This window comes from Rathayibacter tanaceti, assembly GCF_009834165.1.
GTDB classification, from domain to species: Bacteria; Actinomycetota; Actinomycetes; order Actinomycetales; family Microbacteriaceae; genus Rathayibacter; species Rathayibacter tanaceti.
Window position 1 is genome coordinate 1,581,014 of record NZ_CP047186.1, and the last position, 14,846, is coordinate 1,595,859.

A 14,846-nucleotide genomic window follows, 5' to 3' on the forward strand; every position below is an offset into this window, starting at 1 on the left:
CGTCGGGCGGCCTCTCTCGTGCGGGTGCGGAGGCGGGCGGCGCCTGCGCGGTACCGTTGCTCGCATGCCCGACAGCGCAGACCGGACCGATGCACGCCTCGACGAGACCGCGCTGATCGCGCGGGACCTCATCCGCTTCGACACGAGCAACTACGGCGACGGCAAGGCCGAACCCGAGCGACCGGCCGCCGAGTACGTCGCCGCGAAGCTGCGCGATCTCGGCCTCGAGCCCGAGCTGATCGACTCCGATCCGGGACGCACCAGTGTCGTCGCCCGGGTCGCCGGTGAGGATCGCGAGCGCGGCGCGCTCGTGGTGCACGGGCACCTCGACGTGGTGCCCGCCATCGCTGACAACTGGAGCGTCGATCCCTTCGGCGGCGTGATCAAGGACGGCATGCTCTGGGGCCGGGGCGCGGTCGACATGAAGAACATGGACGCCATGATCCTCGCCTCACTGGGCGACATCCTCCGCGAGGGCCGCCGCCCGTCCCGTGACCTGGTCGTCGCCTTCTTCGCCGACGAGGAGGCCGGAGGAGTGCGCGGGTCCGCCCACCTCGTCCGCACCCGACCGGAGCTGTTCGCCGGGGCGACCGAGGCCATCAGCGAGGTCGGCGGCTACTCGATCGAGCTGGCGGGCAAACGCGCCTACCTCGTGCAGACCGGCGAGAAGGCCTTGATGTGGCTGACCCTGCGTGCCCACGGCACCGCCGGGCACGGCTCTCAGATCAACACCGAGAACGCGGTCACGCGACTCGCGCAGGCCATCGCGCGCATCGGCAGTGAGGAGTGGCCCACTCGTCTCACCGACACCACACGTGAGCTGCTCGACGAGGTGGCACGCCTGCTCGGTCACGACCCGCAACGCAGCACACCGGAGGAGCTCGCCCTCGCCACCGGTACCGCTTCCCGGTTCATCGCGGCCACGCTGCGCACGACGGCCAACCCGTCGATGCTCTCCGCCGGCTACAAGGCCAATGTCATCCCGGACACCGCCGAGGCGACGATCGACGTCCGTGTGCTGCCGGGGGAGGAGGACGCGGTCCTCGAGCGGCTGAAGGTCCTCGCCGGCGAGCACGTCGAGATACTAGTGCAGCACCGCGACATCGGGCTCGAGGTGCCCTTCGCCGGGCCGCTCGTCGAGAGCATGGCCGCCTCGCTCCGGCGGTTCGATCCGGAGGCGGAGGTGCTGCCCTACCTGCTTTCGGGGGGCACCGACAACAAGGCCCTCTCGACACTCGGCATCACCGGATACGGTTTCGCGCCACTCCAGCTCCCGCCGTCACTGGACTTCCCGGCACTCTTCCACGGGGTCGATGAGCGCGTCCCACTCGACGCACTAGTGTTTGGCAGGAAGGTCCTGACCGATCTCCTGCTGCGATCCTGAGGTCAGTTCCGACCGACACCGACCGCCTGCTGGCCGACGACGCACCAGCCCTCCTCGAAAGTGACGCATGGGCCTGCTCGACGCTCTGATCCTGGGACTCGTCCAGGGTCTGACCGAATTCCTCCCCATCTCCTCCAGTGCCCACCTCCGGATCGTCAGCGAACTGCTGCCCGGTCTGGGCGGGCGCGACACCGGAGCCGCGTTCACCGCGATCACGCAGCTGGGCACCGAGACCGCGGTCATCATCTACTTCTGGCGCGACATCGTGCGCATCGTGTCGAACTGGTGCCGTTCGCTCGTGGGTCGCGTGCCCCGCTCCGATCCGAACGCCCGGATGGGCTGGCTGATCATCATCGGCAGCCTTCCGATCATCGTCCTCGGCCTCGTGTTCCAGGACGCGATCGAGACGACGCTCCGTTCGCTCTGGGTGGTCGCGACGACGCTCATCGTCTTCGGCATCCTCCTCGGCATCGCCGACGCGGTGGGCGCGAAGAAGCGCCGCCTGCGCGATCTCGGCGTGCGCGACGGCCTCGTCTACGGAGGCGCGCAGGCGCTCGCGCTGATCCCCGGCGTCTCGCGGTCGGGCGGCACCATCACCGCCGGCCTCTTCCTCGGCTACGAGCGCAAGGCGGCGGCACGCTACTCCTTCCTGCTCGCCATCCCCGCCGTGTTCGGCAGCGGCCTGTACCAGCTGTACAAGAGCATCAGCGACCCGGAGGTGCTGCCCAACCAGATCCAGGTCGGCGGGCTCGAGACACTGGTCGCGACGGTCGTGGCCTTCGTGGTCGGCTTCGTGGTGATCGCGTTCTTCATGAGCTACATCTCGCGTCGCAGCTTCCTCCCGTTCGTGGTCTACCGCATCGTGCTCGGCGTCGTCCTGATGGTTGCGCTCGGCACCGGCCTCATCGCCGCCTAGATGCGCGCCTGGAACGCCCCCGTCGTCCCCGCGCTGCCGGGCCGCGGGCCTGTACCCCGGATCCACGACACGCCCACCGGCGGTCTCGTCGATCTCGCCGCCGACGAGGGAGTCGCGCGCCTCTACGTCTGCGGCATCACGCCCTACGATGCGACGCACCTCGGCCACGCGTCGACCTACCTCGCCTTCGACACGGTGCAGAGGCTCTGGCTCGACGCCGGGTACTCGATCGACTACGCGCAGAACGTCACCGATGTCGACGATCCACTCCTCGAGCGCGCCGCGGCCACCGGCGTCGACTGGCGAGAGCTCGCCGAGGAGCAGGTCGAGCTGTTCCGCGGCGACATGGCCGCGCTGCGCATCCTGCCGCCCTCCCACTACGTGGGTGTCACCGAGACCATCGCGCCCATCGCGGAGGCCGTGGCCCGGCTGGAGCGGGACGGCGTCGCCTACCGAGTTCCCGCCTCCGACGCAGCGGCGCCCGGCGCGGCCGACCTCTATTACGACGTCGCCGCCGCGGAGAGCGCCGTCTGGCACCTGGGGAGCGAGAGCGCTCTCGACAGGGAGGCCATGGAGTCGCTGTTCACGCAGCGCGGGGGAGATCCCGGGCGTGCGGGCAAGCGCGACCCGCTCGATCCGCTGCTCTGGCGGGCGGAGCGCGCGGGCGAACCGGCGTGGGACGCTTCCGTCGGCCGGGGGCGTCCGGGCTGGCACATCGAATGCTCCGTGATTGCGCTCGACCGTCTCGGCCCCGAGTTCACGCTCCAGGGCGGAGGGAGCGACCTCGCCTTCCCGCACCACGAGTTCAGCGCTGCCCACGCGGCGTCGCTCTCGGGCCGTCCGCTCGCGAGTGCCTACGCCCACGCCGGCATGGTCGCCTACCAGGGCGAGAAGATGAGCAAGTCGCTCGGCAACCTGGTGCTGGTGTCGCGGCTGCGGGGCGAGGGAGTCGGCCCGAGGGCGGTCCGCCTCGCGCTGCTCGCCCACCACTACCGCTCCGACTGGGAGTGGCTGCCCGACGATCTGCCGGCCGCTCAGGCGCGCGTGAACCGCTGGGAGGAGTCGCTCACCGCCTCCGGCCCGCGCTCGAGTCTCGAGGTGCTGGCGCAGCTGCGGGCGGCACTCGCGGACGACCTCGACACTCCCGCAGCTCTTGCGGTGGTGGACGCCGCCCTGACCGACGGGGTCGACGACCCCGCGCTCCTCCGCGACACGCTCGACGCACTGCTCGGCGTGCGCCCGGCCTGAGCCTGCCTCGGCAGGGCCGTCTGCGCCTGCGGCTACGGCCGCCAAGGCTCCTCGCCCGAGCGCCCGTCGCCGCGGCGGCGGAGGTAGCGCTCGAACTCCTGCGCGATCGCCTCACCGCTCGCCTCCGGGGAGTCGACGGTGTCGCGAGCCTGCTCGAGCTGCGCGATGTACGCGGCCATCTCCTCGTCCTCGGCCGCCAGGGCGTCGATGCCGCGCTCCCACTCCTCGGCCTCCTCGACGAGGTCGCCGCGCGGGATCGCGAGTCCGACGATCTCCTCGAGCTTCTCGAGTAGCGCCAGCATCGCCTTGGGCGACGGCGCGTTGTGCACGTAGTGCGGAACGGAGGCCCAGATCGAAACGGCCGGGATGCCCACCTTCTGGGCGGCCTCGCCGATCACGCTGAGGATGCCGACCGGCCCCTCGTAGCTGGAGCGCTCGAGCTCGAACGAGGTGCGCAGCTCGGCGTTCTCACTGGAGGCGAAGATCGAGATCGGGCGGGTGTGCGGGACGTCGGCGAGCATCGCGCCGAGGAAGACCACCGCCGAGATGTCGATCGCCAGCATGGCGTCCACGACCTCGGCCGCGAAGCTCTTCCAGCTCCGAGAGGGCTCCGTCCCGATCATGAGGTAGAGGGCGCTCTCGGCGTCGACGGAGGTCTCGGCCGGGCCGAAGATCTGCGTGCCGGGCCACGAGAGGCTGCGGCGCCCGTCCTCGCCGATGGATAGCATCGGACGGGTGTACTGGAAGTCGTAGTACTGCTCGGCGTCGACCGCGAAGAGGGGCACGTAGTCCCCGGCGTCCTTGACCAGGCGCAGCGCACCGCTCGCGGCATCGCCGGCATCGTTCCAGCCCTCGAAGGCCACGACCAGGACGTTCCCCGTGATCACGTTCATAGGCAGGGTCTCCGCGTTCGGCTCGATGTCGGGGGAGCGGACATCGCGCCTGCCCCGTCGGTCCAGGATAAGACCCGCCTCCGACGCAGTCCGCCCGGGCCCGCGGATTCGGGGCACTGTTCGCTCCCGGCTTCCGACCCCGAGGAGCCTCCGCCCTGCCGGTACCATGGTCGCTCGTGACTCCCGAGACCTCCGCCCGCCCACAGACCTCCGAGCACGTCCCTCTGGGCGGCCCGGCAGCCGTGCTCTGGGACATGGACGGCACGCTGGTCGACACCGAGCCCTACTGGATGGCCTCGGAGCACGCCCTCGTCTCGTCGTTCGGCGGGGTCTGGACACACGAGGATGCGATGAGCCTGGTCGGCTCCGGCCTGCCTGCGTCCGCTCGGATTGTGCAGGGCAAGGGCGTCGACCTGTCTGTCGAGGCGATCATCGATCGGATGACGGACGAGGTGATCGCCCGGCTGGCCGTCAGCATCCCGTGGCGCCCCGGCGCCCTCGAGCTCCTGGAGGCCGTGCGCCGGGCAAATGTTCCGCAGGCGCTCGTCACCATGTCGATCGGCCGGATGGCCTCCGCCGTCGTCGACCGCCTCCCGTTCCCCGCCTTCGCGGCCGTCGTGAGCGGTGACATGGTCGAGCGCAGCAAGCCCGACCCCGAGGCGTACCTCCTCGCGGCGAGCACGCTCGGCGTCGACATCGCCGCGTGCGTGGCGATCGAGGACTCCCACGCCGGTCTCGGCGCCGCGGTCGCCTCGGGTGCCGCCGCGATCGGAGTGCCACACCAGCTCGAGCTCGACACAGCGGCCCCCTACGCCCTCTGGCCCACCCTCACGGGCCGCACCCTCGCAGACCTCGCGTCGGTGTCCTCCGAGCACCGCGGCTCGTGCCCGGTCACGACCGAGACGGAGGCCCGCCGATGACCGGTGAGGCACTGCAGCATTCCGGCCCCTTCCGTGCTGGCGACCGCGTCCAGCTCACCGGCCCGAAGGGACGGATGAACACCATCACGCTCGTTCCGGGCAAGGTGTTCCACACCCACCGCGGAGGCATCGAGCACGACACCGTCATCGGCCTGCCCGACGGCTCCGTGGTCACCAACACCGTCGGCGTCGACCACCTGGCGCTACGTCCCCTGCTCGCCGACTTCGTCATGTCGATGCCCCGCGGAGCAGCGATCGTCTACCCGAAGGACGCCGCCCAGATCCTCGCGCTGGCCGACGTCTTCCCCGGCGCTCGCGTCGTCGAGGCGGGCGTCGGCTCCGGGGCCCTCTCGCTCTGGCTGCTGCGCGCGGTCGGCCCCGCGGGTCGCCTGGCGTCGTTCGAGCGGAGGGAGGAGTTCGCCGAGGTCGCCCGCGCCAACGTCGAGACGTTCCTCGGTTACGCGCCGGACAACTGGAGCGTCACCGTCGGAGACCTGGTGGAGGCGCTGCCCGGCACCGTTCCCTCCGGTGAGGCCGACCGTGTCGTCCTCGACATGCTCGCGCCCTGGGAGTGCCTCGATGTCGCCGCCGAGGCGCTCACGCCCGGGGGAGTGCTGCTCTGTTACGTCGCCACCGTCACGCAGCTCTCGCGGGTGGCCGAGGCGATCCGGTCGTCCGGACTCTTCACGAACCCCTCCTCGAACGAGACGATGGTGCGCGGTTGGCACGTCGAGGGACTCGCCGTCCGCCCCGACCATAGGATGATCGGCCACACCGGCTTCCTGATCACTGCTCGTCGGCTCGCGCCGGACACCGTCCTCCCCGAACTCAAGCGCCGTCCCTCGAAGACCGACTTCAGCGACGAGGACGTCGAAGCCTGGACGCCGGGCGCGCTCGGCGAACGCGCCGTCAGCCCGAAGAGCCTGCGCAAGCGCGTGCGCGAGTCCGCCGCCAGTGCCGAGCTCTCGCGGGCGCGCGGCTTCGGCGAGGAGGCGGCCGGAGCCGGCGGCGACGAGGGCATCCTCTAAGCTGTTCCCGGCCTCCGGGCCGTCACCACCCCGGGCGTCACCGCTCCCCTTCTCCCGAATCGAGGACCCGTGCGCAGGACCACCGCGCTCATCGCCGGCATCGGCATCGTCGCCGCACTCACGGGATGCTCCGCGTCCTCCTCACAGGCGGACTGCGACGCACCCTTCTCCTCCGGGAACTCCTCGTCGGCGGTCAGCGCGACGGGAGACTTCGGCTCAAAGCCCGAGGTCACCGTGCCGACGCCGCTCAAGGCTGACGGCACCCAGGTCAGCACTCTGATCGAGGGCTCGGGATCCCCGCTCGAGAAGGGGCAGCTGGTCACGATCGACTACACGCTGGTGAACGGAGCCGACGGCACCGTGCTCGAGACATCGCCCTACGACGGATCGAGCAGCGCGCGATTCGGCGTCGGCGGTGCCGGGCTGGTCGGCCTCAACGAGGGCCTGCTGTGCACCCGGGTGGGCTCGCGGGTGGCGATCGCCATCGCTCCGGAGGACGGCTTCGGCCAGGCCTCCGCGCAGCTGGGCATCTCGCCCGACGACACGCTCGTCCTCGTCGCCGACGTGCGCAGCGCCTCCCTCGCCCGCGCCGACGGAGCGGCCCAGCCCGTGCCCGACGGCTTCCCGAACGTGACGCTGGGCACCGACGGCCGCCCGGGTCTCGCGAAGCCCTCCGGCGACGCTCCGACCGATCTGCGTATAGCGCAGCTGAAGAAGGGCGACGGCGACGTCATCGCCGAGGGCGACCAGGTGGTCGTCGCGTACACGGGTTGGACGTGGAGCGACGGCAAGGTCTTCGACTCCAGCTGGGAGAAGGGCGGGCCCGCGGTGTTCGCCGCCGCCGACGGCTCGACCACCCAGGGAGGCGTCATCCCCGGCTTCGCGAAGGCGCTGGTCGGCCAGCCCGTCGGATCCCAGGTGATCGCGGTCATTCCTCCGGACCAGGGCTACGGAGCCCAGGGCTCGCCGCAGGGCGGGATCCCCGGCGGCGCGACGCTGATCTTCGTCGCCGACATCCTCGGAAAGGCCTGACCCGGCCCGGCCCTAGACTGGAGGGCGTGCCTGCCGACGCCCCGTCCTCGAGCCGCGTCCCGGCCGAGGAGCGTCTCTTCAATCTCGTGCTGGCGCTCGTCGCCGCAGAGAACGGCCTGACGAAGGCCGATGTGCTCTCGACGGTGCAGGGCTACCGGCAGCGGTCCGATCGGGGCGACCGGGCATCGCTCGAGCGCCAGTTCGAGCGCGACAAGGACGACCTGCGCGAGCTCGGCATCCCGATCGAGACAGTGGACGCCCCGGGAGACCCGGGGAACACTCAGACGGTCCGCTATCGGATCGCGAAGCACAGCTACGATCTCCCGGCCGATCTCACCTTCGATCCGGAGGAGCTGGCCCTCCTGCGTCTGGCGGGGGCGGTCTGGCGCGAGGGCACCCTCTCGGCCGAGTCGCGGCGCGCGCTGATCAAGTTGCGCTCGATCGGCGTCGACTCGGTCGATCCGGTCATCGGCATCAGCCCGTCGATCCGGGTCAGGGAGGCCTCCTTCGAGCCGCTGACCGCCGCGCTCGACCGCGGCCAGGTCGTGCGCTTCCCCTACCTCAAGCCCGGAGGCGAGGAGCCGCGGATCCGCACCGTGCAGCCCCGCGCCCTGGTCAACCACCAGGGCCGGTGGCACCTGTACGGCTGGGACGAGGGCGCCGCGGGAACGCGGACCTTCCTGCTCTCCCGGATCGTCGGACCGGTCACGACCGGCGGTCCCGCGCCGGAGGCCGGGGGCGATCACGCCGCGACGGCGCTCGCCCAGCTCGACGAGATCCTCCAGCGCAACAGCGCGCTGGTGCGGATCGCTCCCGCCTCCGACGCCGCGCTCCGTCTGCGCGGCCGTGCCGAGCCGGCCGGCGACGAGAACGACACGCTGCGCCTGCACTACACCGACGCCGACATCCTCGCGGACGAGCTCGCCGGCTACGGCCCCGAGGTGCGCGTCCTCGAGCCTCTGGAGCTGCGCACGCGCGTCCTCGACCGCCTCCGCCGCAGCCTCGACGACCACGCAGGAGGCGTCCATGGCTAGGCCTCGCTCGCTTCAGGCTCGCGATCGCCTCGCCGTGCTGCTCTCGCTCGTGCCCTACCTGCTCGACCGCGGGCGCGTCTCGGTGCACGAGGTGGCCGAGCACTTCGAGATCCCCGAGGAGGAGGTGCGCCGCGCCGTGCGCCTCATCGCCGTCTCCGGGATCCCCGGCGAGACGGCGCAGTACCAGGCCAACGACCTGTTCGACATCAGCTGGGACGACTTCGAGGAGAACGACCACATCGTCCTGACCCAGCAGGTCGCGATAGACGAGTCGCCCCGGTTCTCGGCGCGTGAGGCCGCCGCTCTGATCGCCGGTATGCAGTACCTCGCGGCGCTCCCCGAGAACCAGGGCAACGATCGGATCGCCTCCCTGATGGGCAAGCTCTCGCGAGGAGCCTCGTCCGCGCCCAGCGCCGTGGCCGTCTCGCGCGGCACAGCCGACAGCACCGTAGCGCTGCTCCGCTCGGCGATGGCCTCCGCCACCCAGGTCGCCTTCGACTACCGCAGCGCGCGGGGCGAGACGGAGTCCCGGCTCGTCGACCCCTTCGTGCTCGAGTCCGTCGACCGCGACTGGTACCTCCGTGGCTGGGACCATCTACGGGAGGGAGTGCGGACCTTCCGGGTCGACCGGATGAGCTCGCTCCGCGACACGGGGACCCCGATCGTCCGCCGCCGGAACGAGGTGACCCTCTCGGAGCGGCTGTTCGAGGCCTCCGATTCGGACCTCGTCGTGGAGTTGCGCGTCGCGCCGAGCGCTGTGGTCCTGCTCGGCGACTACGCGGTGGATGCCGAGTTCCCCGATCCTGCACCGAGCGACGAGGACAGCGCTGTCCTCGTGCGGCTCCGCGTAGCGCACTTGGAGGGGTTGACCCGCCTGGTTTCGTCGCTCGCGGGCTTGGTGACGGTGGTGGCGCCCTCGGAGGCGCGTTCCGCGGTAGCCCAGTGGGCGGCGGCCGCTCTGGCCGCGAACGAAGAGGAGGCGTCGTGACCTGGTGGTCGTGGATCCTGATCTGGCTGGTGCTCGTGCTGGCCGCTTTGGCCGTGCTCGTCCTGTTCGCACTCTCCTACTGGCGCAAGGGAAGGCTCCTGCTCGGTCAGCTCGCAGAGGTCACCGCGAAACTCGAGGCGGTGAGCCCTGGCGCCATCGAGGCAGCACCGCCACGACCGGGGTCGTCGCTGTTCGCGGATCGGGATGCGGTCCGGCGCCGGCACGAGGCGCGGCGCGACGCCCGGCGCGACAGGATCGACCACTCTCGGTCGTCGCGGGTCGAACGGGGTAAGCTCCTGATACACCGCAACCGACAAGTGAAGTGAGTCTGTAATGTTCGCTGGCCTCCAGGGGTGGCACCTCCTGATCATCCTCGCCGTGATCCTCCTGCTCTTCGGTGCGCCCAAGCTCCCGCAGCTCGCCCGCAGCGTCGGGCAGTCGATGCGTATCTTCAAGAGCGAGGTCAAGACCATGAAGGACGAGGACGGCACTGAGCGCAGTGAGTCGGCCGAGGGGACCACCGGCACCGCCGCGGGCTCCACGGGTTCGACCACCGCCACCGGCACCACCACGCCGCCCGAGTCCCCGATCAAGTAATGACCTCCGTGGCAGAGAAGAAGCCACGGACGAAGCGATCGAAGAACCCCGATGGGCGCATGTCGCTCGGGGCGCACCTGATCGAGCTTCGCAACAGGCTCTTCAAATCGGCGATCGCGATCGTGATCTGTTGCGTCGTCGGCTGGTTCGCCTCGGAATGGGTCTTCGAATCGCTGAAGGCTCCCATCGCCGTCGTTGCCGCAAGCCAGGGCAAAGAGGCGATCCTCAACTTCCCGACCATCGCCGGAGCCTTCGACCTGAGGCTGCAGATCGCGATCACGGTGGGAATCGTCCTGGCGAGCCCGGTCTGGCTCTACCAGGTCTGGGCGTTCCTCGTCCCGGGGCTCACCCGCAAAGAGATGAAGTACGGCCTCGGGTTCATCCTGACCGCCATTCCGCTGTTCTTCGCAGGATGCGCGGCCGGCTGGTTCGTGTTCCCGCACATCGTGGAGTTGCTGACCGGCTTCACCGGCTCCGACGCGGCGAGCTTCCTCGACGCCAAGATCTACTACGAGTTCGTGCTCAAGCTCGTCCTCGTTGTCGGAATCGCCTTCGTGCTTCCGGTGTTCCTCGTGCTGCTCAACTTCCTCGGCGTCCTGCCCGGGATGCTGATCCTCAAGTCGTGGCGACTGGCGATCATGGCGATCGTTCTGTTCACCGCGATCGCGACGCCGGCGGCCGACCCGATCTCAATGTTCCTCTTGGCCATCCCGATCATCTTCCTGTTCTTCCTGGCCTGCGGGATCGCGATCCTGCACGACAGACGAGCAGCGAAGCGCCAGATCGTGTTCGACGGCAGTCCCTCCGACCTGCCGGCGTGACCGAACCGTCTCCTGCAGAGCGTTTCGCCGCGTTCCGCACCCGACAGGGCCATGCGAGGGTCGAGGCGTTCCGCTCGACCCTCGCATTCGACCTCGACCCGTTCCAGTACGAGGCGTGCAGCGCGCTCGACGACGGGCACAGCGTCCTGGTCGCCGCACCCACGGGCGCAGGCAAGACAGCGGTCGCCGAATTCGCGATCCACCTCGCCATGCAGGATCCGGCGGCGAAGGTCTTCTACACGACGCCGATGAAGGCGCTCAGCAATCAGAAGTTCCAGGAGTTCGTCCAGGACTATGGAGCGTCCGAGGTCGGCCTGCTCACGGGCGACTCCAATGTGAATGCCCGTGCTCGGATCGTCGTGATGACGACCGAGGTCCTCCGCAACATGCTCTACGCCGACTCCGATCTGCTCCGCGATCTGGCGTACGTCGTCATGGACGAGGTGCACTATCTGGCCGACCGGTTCCGCGGCGCCGTGTGGGAGGAGGTCATCATCCACCTCCCGCAGCGCGTCCGGCTGGTCTCGCTGAGCGCGACCGTGTCGAACGCCGAGGAGTTCGGCGACTGGCTCCACACCGTCCGCGGCGAGACGGAGGTGATCGTCTCGGAGGAGCGTCCGGTGCCGCTCGACCAGCACGTGCTGGTCGGCGGCAAGCTGGTCGATCTGTTCGACTCGTCCGGCCGCGCCGCGACCAACAGGGTGAACCCCGAGCTCGCGCGGATGGCACAGGGCGGTTCGAGGGTCGAGCGCGGCGCCAGAGGCGGACGCGGTTCCGGTCGTGGTGGGCGTGGGCCGTACCAGGCCGCGCCGAGGGAGGAGGCGGTGCTGCGCTCGGACGTCGTCGAGATCCTCCGAGGCAAGAACCTGCTGCCGGCCATTTTCTTCGTGTTCAGCCGGGCGGGATGCGATCAGGCCGTGCGTCAGGTGCTGCGCTCGGGAGTGCGGCTCACGGAGCGGCACGAACGCGACGAGATTCGCGCGATCGTCGAGGAGCGCTGTCGCACCATCCGCGACGAGGACCTCGCCGTGCTCGGCTACTGGGAATGGCTCGACGGGCTACAGCGCGGTGTCGCCGCCCACCACGCCGGGATGCTACCGGCCTTCAAGGAGGTCGTGGAGGAGTTGTTCCTACGCCGTCTGGTTCGCGTCGTCTTCGCGACCGAGACACTCGCCCTGGGGATCAACATGCCCGCGCGGACGGTCGTGCTCGAGAAGCTCGAGAAGTTCAACGGCGAAGCGCGGGTCCCTGTGACACCGGGGGAGTACACGCAGCTCACCGGCCGGGCCGGACGCCGCGGGATCGACGTGGAGGGCCACTCGGTGATCCAGTGGCGCGGCGGAATGGATCCGCAGGCCGTCGCCTCCCTCGCCTCCCGCCGCACGTACCCCCTCAACTCGAGCTTCCGGCCCAGCTACAACATGTCGGCGAACCTCATCGAGCAGTTCGGCCGAGCGCGCACCCGCGAGATCCTCGAGTCGTCGTTCGCGCAGTTCCAGGCAGACCGTTCCGTGGTCGACCTCGCGCGTCGGGTACGGCAGCAAGAGGAGTCGCTCGAGGGTTACGTCACGGCGATGCAGTGCCATCTCGGCGACTTCGAGCAGTACGCGGCGATCCGACGCGAGATCGGCGATCTCGAACGCAGGGGAGCGGTGCGCGGTGAATCGGCCTCGCACGCCGAGCGGGAGAAGCGCCAGGGCCAGTTGACGAGTCTTCGCCGTCGGATGAAGGCTCACCCCTGCCATGCCTGCTCCGACCGCGAGCAGCACGCTCGCTGGGCCGAGCGCTGGTGGAAGCTGCGCCGCGAGACCGATGAGATCGAACGGCAGATCCGCTCGCGCACCGGCGCTGTGGCGCGCATCTTCGACCGCATCACCGAGGTTCTGCTCGAGCTCGGCTACTTCCGCCGCGACGACCTCGCGGAGCTCTCGCTCACGCCGAATGGTCGGACGCTGCGCCGCATCTACGGCGAACGCGATCTCCTCGTCGCCGAATGCCTGCGGAAGCAGGCCTGGACCGAACTCGATCCCGCGGGCCTCGCCGCGATGGCGTGCTGCCTCGTCTTCGAGCCCCGGCGAGAGGAGGGGACTCTCGGTGAGAGGTTCCTTCCCCGAGGCGCGTTCCCTGAGGCGCTCGAGAGGACGCAGCTGCTGTGGGCCCGCCTCGACGACGTCGAGCGCGATCACCGTCTCCCGGGCAGCAGTCCTCTCTCGACGAGCCTCGCCCTGTCGATGAACATGTGGGCGAAGGGCATGCCGCTCGACGCGGTGCTCCGTGAATCCGACATGGCCGCCGGCGACTTCGTGCGCTGGGCTAAGCAGACCATCGACCTCCTCGATCAGCTCTCGGTGGTTGCCGAGGGCAAGGTGGGGCGGGCCGCGCGGACCGCCCTCGATCTGGTGCGCCGAGGGATCGTCGCCCACTCGACGGTCGCATGAGGCCGCTTCCTCCTCCAGCGGACGGGCGCACAGTCCCGCTGTGGGTCGCGGTGCCCCTCTCTGCGCTCGGCGGGGCGGTGCTCGACCGCGGTTTCCCCGACTCCGATGTCTGGCCGCTCGCGATCGTCGGAACGGCCGCGATCCTCTTCGCTCTCGCGGGGCGCGGCTTCTGGAGCGGTGCCCTCGTCGGCCTCGTCGGCGGAGGCGTCTTCTGGGGCGTACACATCTCCTGGCTGACCCTCTACCTCGGTCTGGTCCCGTGGGCCGCTCTGGCCGTGCTCCAGGCGATCTTCTTCTCCCTCTCCGCAGGCCTGATGGCGGTCGCGTCGACGCGGGGCTACCGGGTCTGGACGGGTCCGCTCGGCCGGATGGTGGGCCTGCCCGCTGTGCTCGCCGCCCTGTGGATCGGGCGTGAGACGGTCACGAACGTCTGGCCGTACGGCGGATTCGCCTGGGGCAGGCTGGCCCTCTCCCAGTCCATCAGTCCGCTCGCCGGATTAGCCGCCTGGGTCGGCTTCGCCGGGCTCGGCTTCGTCGTCGCGTTCCTCGCGGCTGTGCTCGCCCAAGCGGTTCGCACGGTCTCGGTGCCGGCCTCGTCGCGCTCGACCGCGCTCGTGGGCTTCGCCGTCGTGGCGCTCGTCTTCCCGGCCTGGCCGGCTCCGACGGAGGGGACGACGCGGATCGCGGCGGTGCAGGGTGACTCCGATGCGGGCCTGTTCTCGCAGAGCTATCGGGGGCAGATCCTCGAGGATCACACCTCGGCGACCCTGCCGATCCTCGACGAGGACGTCGACATGGTCGTCTGGCCCGAGAACGGTGTCGACATCGACCCGACGCGCAACGCTCAGTCGGCGGCGGTTCTCGACTACCTCAGCCGCACGATGGACGTCCCCTTCATCGTCGGCACGATCACCAACCCCTCCGACGACGTCTTCTACAACAGCTCGCTGCTGTGGAAGGCGGGGGAGGGAGCGACCCAGGTCTACGACAAGATGCACCCCGTTCCCTTCGCCGAGTACATGCCCGATCGTGCCTTCTGGCGCTTGTTCGCCCCCGACCTCGTCGATCTGGTCAGTCGTGACTACTCGATCGGGACTCGGCCGAATGTGTTCGACGTGAACGGAGTGCTGGCCGGCATCGCGATCTGCTTCGACATCTCGGACGACGCCCTGACCAACGCCATGATCGACGGGGGAGCGCAGGTCATCCTCGGGCAGACCAACAACGCCGATTTCGGCCGCACGGACGAGAGCGTGCAGCAGCTCGCGATCGCGCGCCTCCGGGCCATCGAGACCGGGCGCAGCGTCGTCAACATCTCCACCGTCGGAACCAGCGCGATCATCGCACCCGACGGGTCGACGATCGATTCCCTGACATGGTTCGAGCCGGGTGCCATGGTGGACGAGGTCCCCCTCGCCTCCACCACGACCCCGGCTCTCGTGTGGGCTCGCGACCTCGGCTGGTACTTCCTGGCCGTCGGCCTCGTCGGCACGGTCTCGTTCGTCCTCAGGACTCGCGTGCCGCGCCGCCGCTCCCGCTGAGCTGCG

14 protein-coding genes are annotated in these 14,846 nt (G+C 69.9%); 13 read left to right on the forward strand and 1 reads right to left on the reverse strand.

Going from position 1 to position 14,846, the window contains the following annotated elements; all coding sequences use genetic code 11:
* Positions 1-64 precede the first annotated feature (64 nt).
* The 3 genes from GSU10_RS07430 to mshC all read left to right on the forward strand — a co-directional run bounded on the left by GSU10_RS07430 (position 65) and on the right by mshC (position 3,548).
* On the forward strand, positions 65-1,384 hold the full coding sequence (locus GSU10_RS07430; protein WP_068207018.1) for a M20/M25/M40 family metallo-hydrolase: 1,320 nt from the start codon (positions 65-67) through the stop codon (positions 1,382-1,384).
* A 67-nt stretch (positions 1,385-1,451) separates the two neighbouring features.
* Positions 1,452-2,300 (forward strand): undecaprenyl-diphosphate phosphatase, encoded by an 849-nt coding sequence (locus GSU10_RS07435; RefSeq protein ID WP_068207027.1) that lies wholly within the window; start codon positions 1,452-1,454, stop codon positions 2,298-2,300.
* Complete coding sequence (mshC, locus tag GSU10_RS07440) at positions 2,301-3,548, forward strand: cysteine--1-D-myo-inosityl 2-amino-2-deoxy-alpha-D-glucopyranoside ligase (protein WP_068207030.1); 1,248 nt, start codon at positions 2,301-2,303, stop codon at positions 3,546-3,548.
* Between the two features lie 32 nt (positions 3,549-3,580).
* Here mshC and GSU10_RS07445 read toward each other — a convergent pair whose 3' ends face one another.
* Positions 3,581-4,441: a proteasome assembly chaperone family protein gene (locus GSU10_RS07445; protein ID WP_132504305.1), complete on the reverse strand. Its 861-nt coding sequence runs from the start codon at positions 4,439-4,441 to the stop codon at positions 3,581-3,583.
* Between the two features lie 254 nt (positions 4,442-4,695).
* Between GSU10_RS07445 and GSU10_RS07450 the strand changes: the two genes are divergently transcribed.
* The 10 genes from GSU10_RS07450 to lnt all read left to right on the forward strand — a co-directional run bounded on the left by GSU10_RS07450 (position 4,696) and on the right by lnt (position 14,840).
* Entirely contained in the window at positions 4,696-5,361 is a 666-nt protein-coding gene (locus GSU10_RS07450; protein WP_068207139.1) for an HAD family hydrolase, read from the forward strand.
* Complete coding sequence (locus GSU10_RS07455) at positions 5,358-6,389, forward strand: tRNA (adenine-N1)-methyltransferase (protein ID WP_068207033.1); 1,032 nt, start codon at positions 5,358-5,360, stop codon at positions 6,387-6,389. The genes GSU10_RS07450 and GSU10_RS07455 overlap by 4 nt, the downstream gene beginning before the upstream one ends.
* A gap of 69 nt (positions 6,390-6,458) precedes the next feature.
* Complete coding sequence (locus GSU10_RS07460; RefSeq protein ID WP_068207036.1) at positions 6,459-7,421, forward strand: FKBP-type peptidyl-prolyl cis-trans isomerase; 963 nt, start codon at positions 6,459-6,461, stop codon at positions 7,419-7,421.
* Positions 7,422-7,447: 26 nt separating this feature from the next.
* Positions 7,448-8,455 carry a helix-turn-helix transcriptional regulator gene (locus tag GSU10_RS07465; RefSeq protein ID WP_068207039.1) on the forward strand — a complete coding sequence of 336 codons (1,008 nt, stop codon included), beginning with the start codon at positions 7,448-7,450 and terminating at the stop codon, positions 8,453-8,455.
* Positions 8,448-9,443, forward strand: a complete 996-nt coding sequence (locus tag GSU10_RS07470) for a helix-turn-helix transcriptional regulator (RefSeq protein ID WP_132504303.1) — start codon at positions 8,448-8,450, stop codon at positions 9,441-9,443. Before GSU10_RS07465 ends, GSU10_RS07470 begins: the two co-directional genes overlap by 8 nt.
* Positions 9,440-9,769 carry a hypothetical protein gene (locus tag GSU10_RS07475; protein WP_068207046.1) on the forward strand — a complete coding sequence of 110 codons (330 nt, stop codon included), beginning with the start codon at positions 9,440-9,442 and terminating at the stop codon, positions 9,767-9,769. The genes GSU10_RS07470 and GSU10_RS07475 overlap by 4 nt, the downstream gene beginning before the upstream one ends.
* A 7-nt stretch (positions 9,770-9,776) precedes the next feature.
* Positions 9,777-10,040: a Sec-independent protein translocase subunit TatA gene (tatA, locus tag GSU10_RS07480; RefSeq protein WP_068207049.1), complete on the forward strand. Its 264-nt coding sequence runs from the start codon at positions 9,777-9,779 to the stop codon at positions 10,038-10,040.
* The gene (gene tatC, locus GSU10_RS07485) at positions 10,040-10,861 is read left to right on the forward strand and encodes a twin-arginine translocase subunit TatC (RefSeq protein WP_413784011.1); all 822 of its coding nucleotides are present in this window, start codon (positions 10,040-10,042) and stop codon (positions 10,859-10,861) included. The genes tatA and tatC overlap by 1 nt, the downstream gene beginning before the upstream one ends.
* The gene (locus tag GSU10_RS07490) at positions 10,858-13,299 is read left to right on the forward strand and encodes a DEAD/DEAH box helicase (RefSeq protein WP_132504301.1); all 2,442 of its coding nucleotides are present in this window, start codon (positions 10,858-10,860) and stop codon (positions 13,297-13,299) included. The genes tatC and GSU10_RS07490 overlap by 4 nt, the downstream gene beginning before the upstream one ends.
* A 50-nt stretch (positions 13,300-13,349) precedes the next feature.
* The gene (gene lnt, locus GSU10_RS07495; RefSeq protein WP_158286065.1) at positions 13,350-14,840 is read left to right on the forward strand and encodes an apolipoprotein N-acyltransferase; all 1,491 of its coding nucleotides are present in this window, start codon (positions 13,350-13,352) and stop codon (positions 14,838-14,840) included.
* Positions 14,841-14,846: the final 6 nt, after the last annotated feature.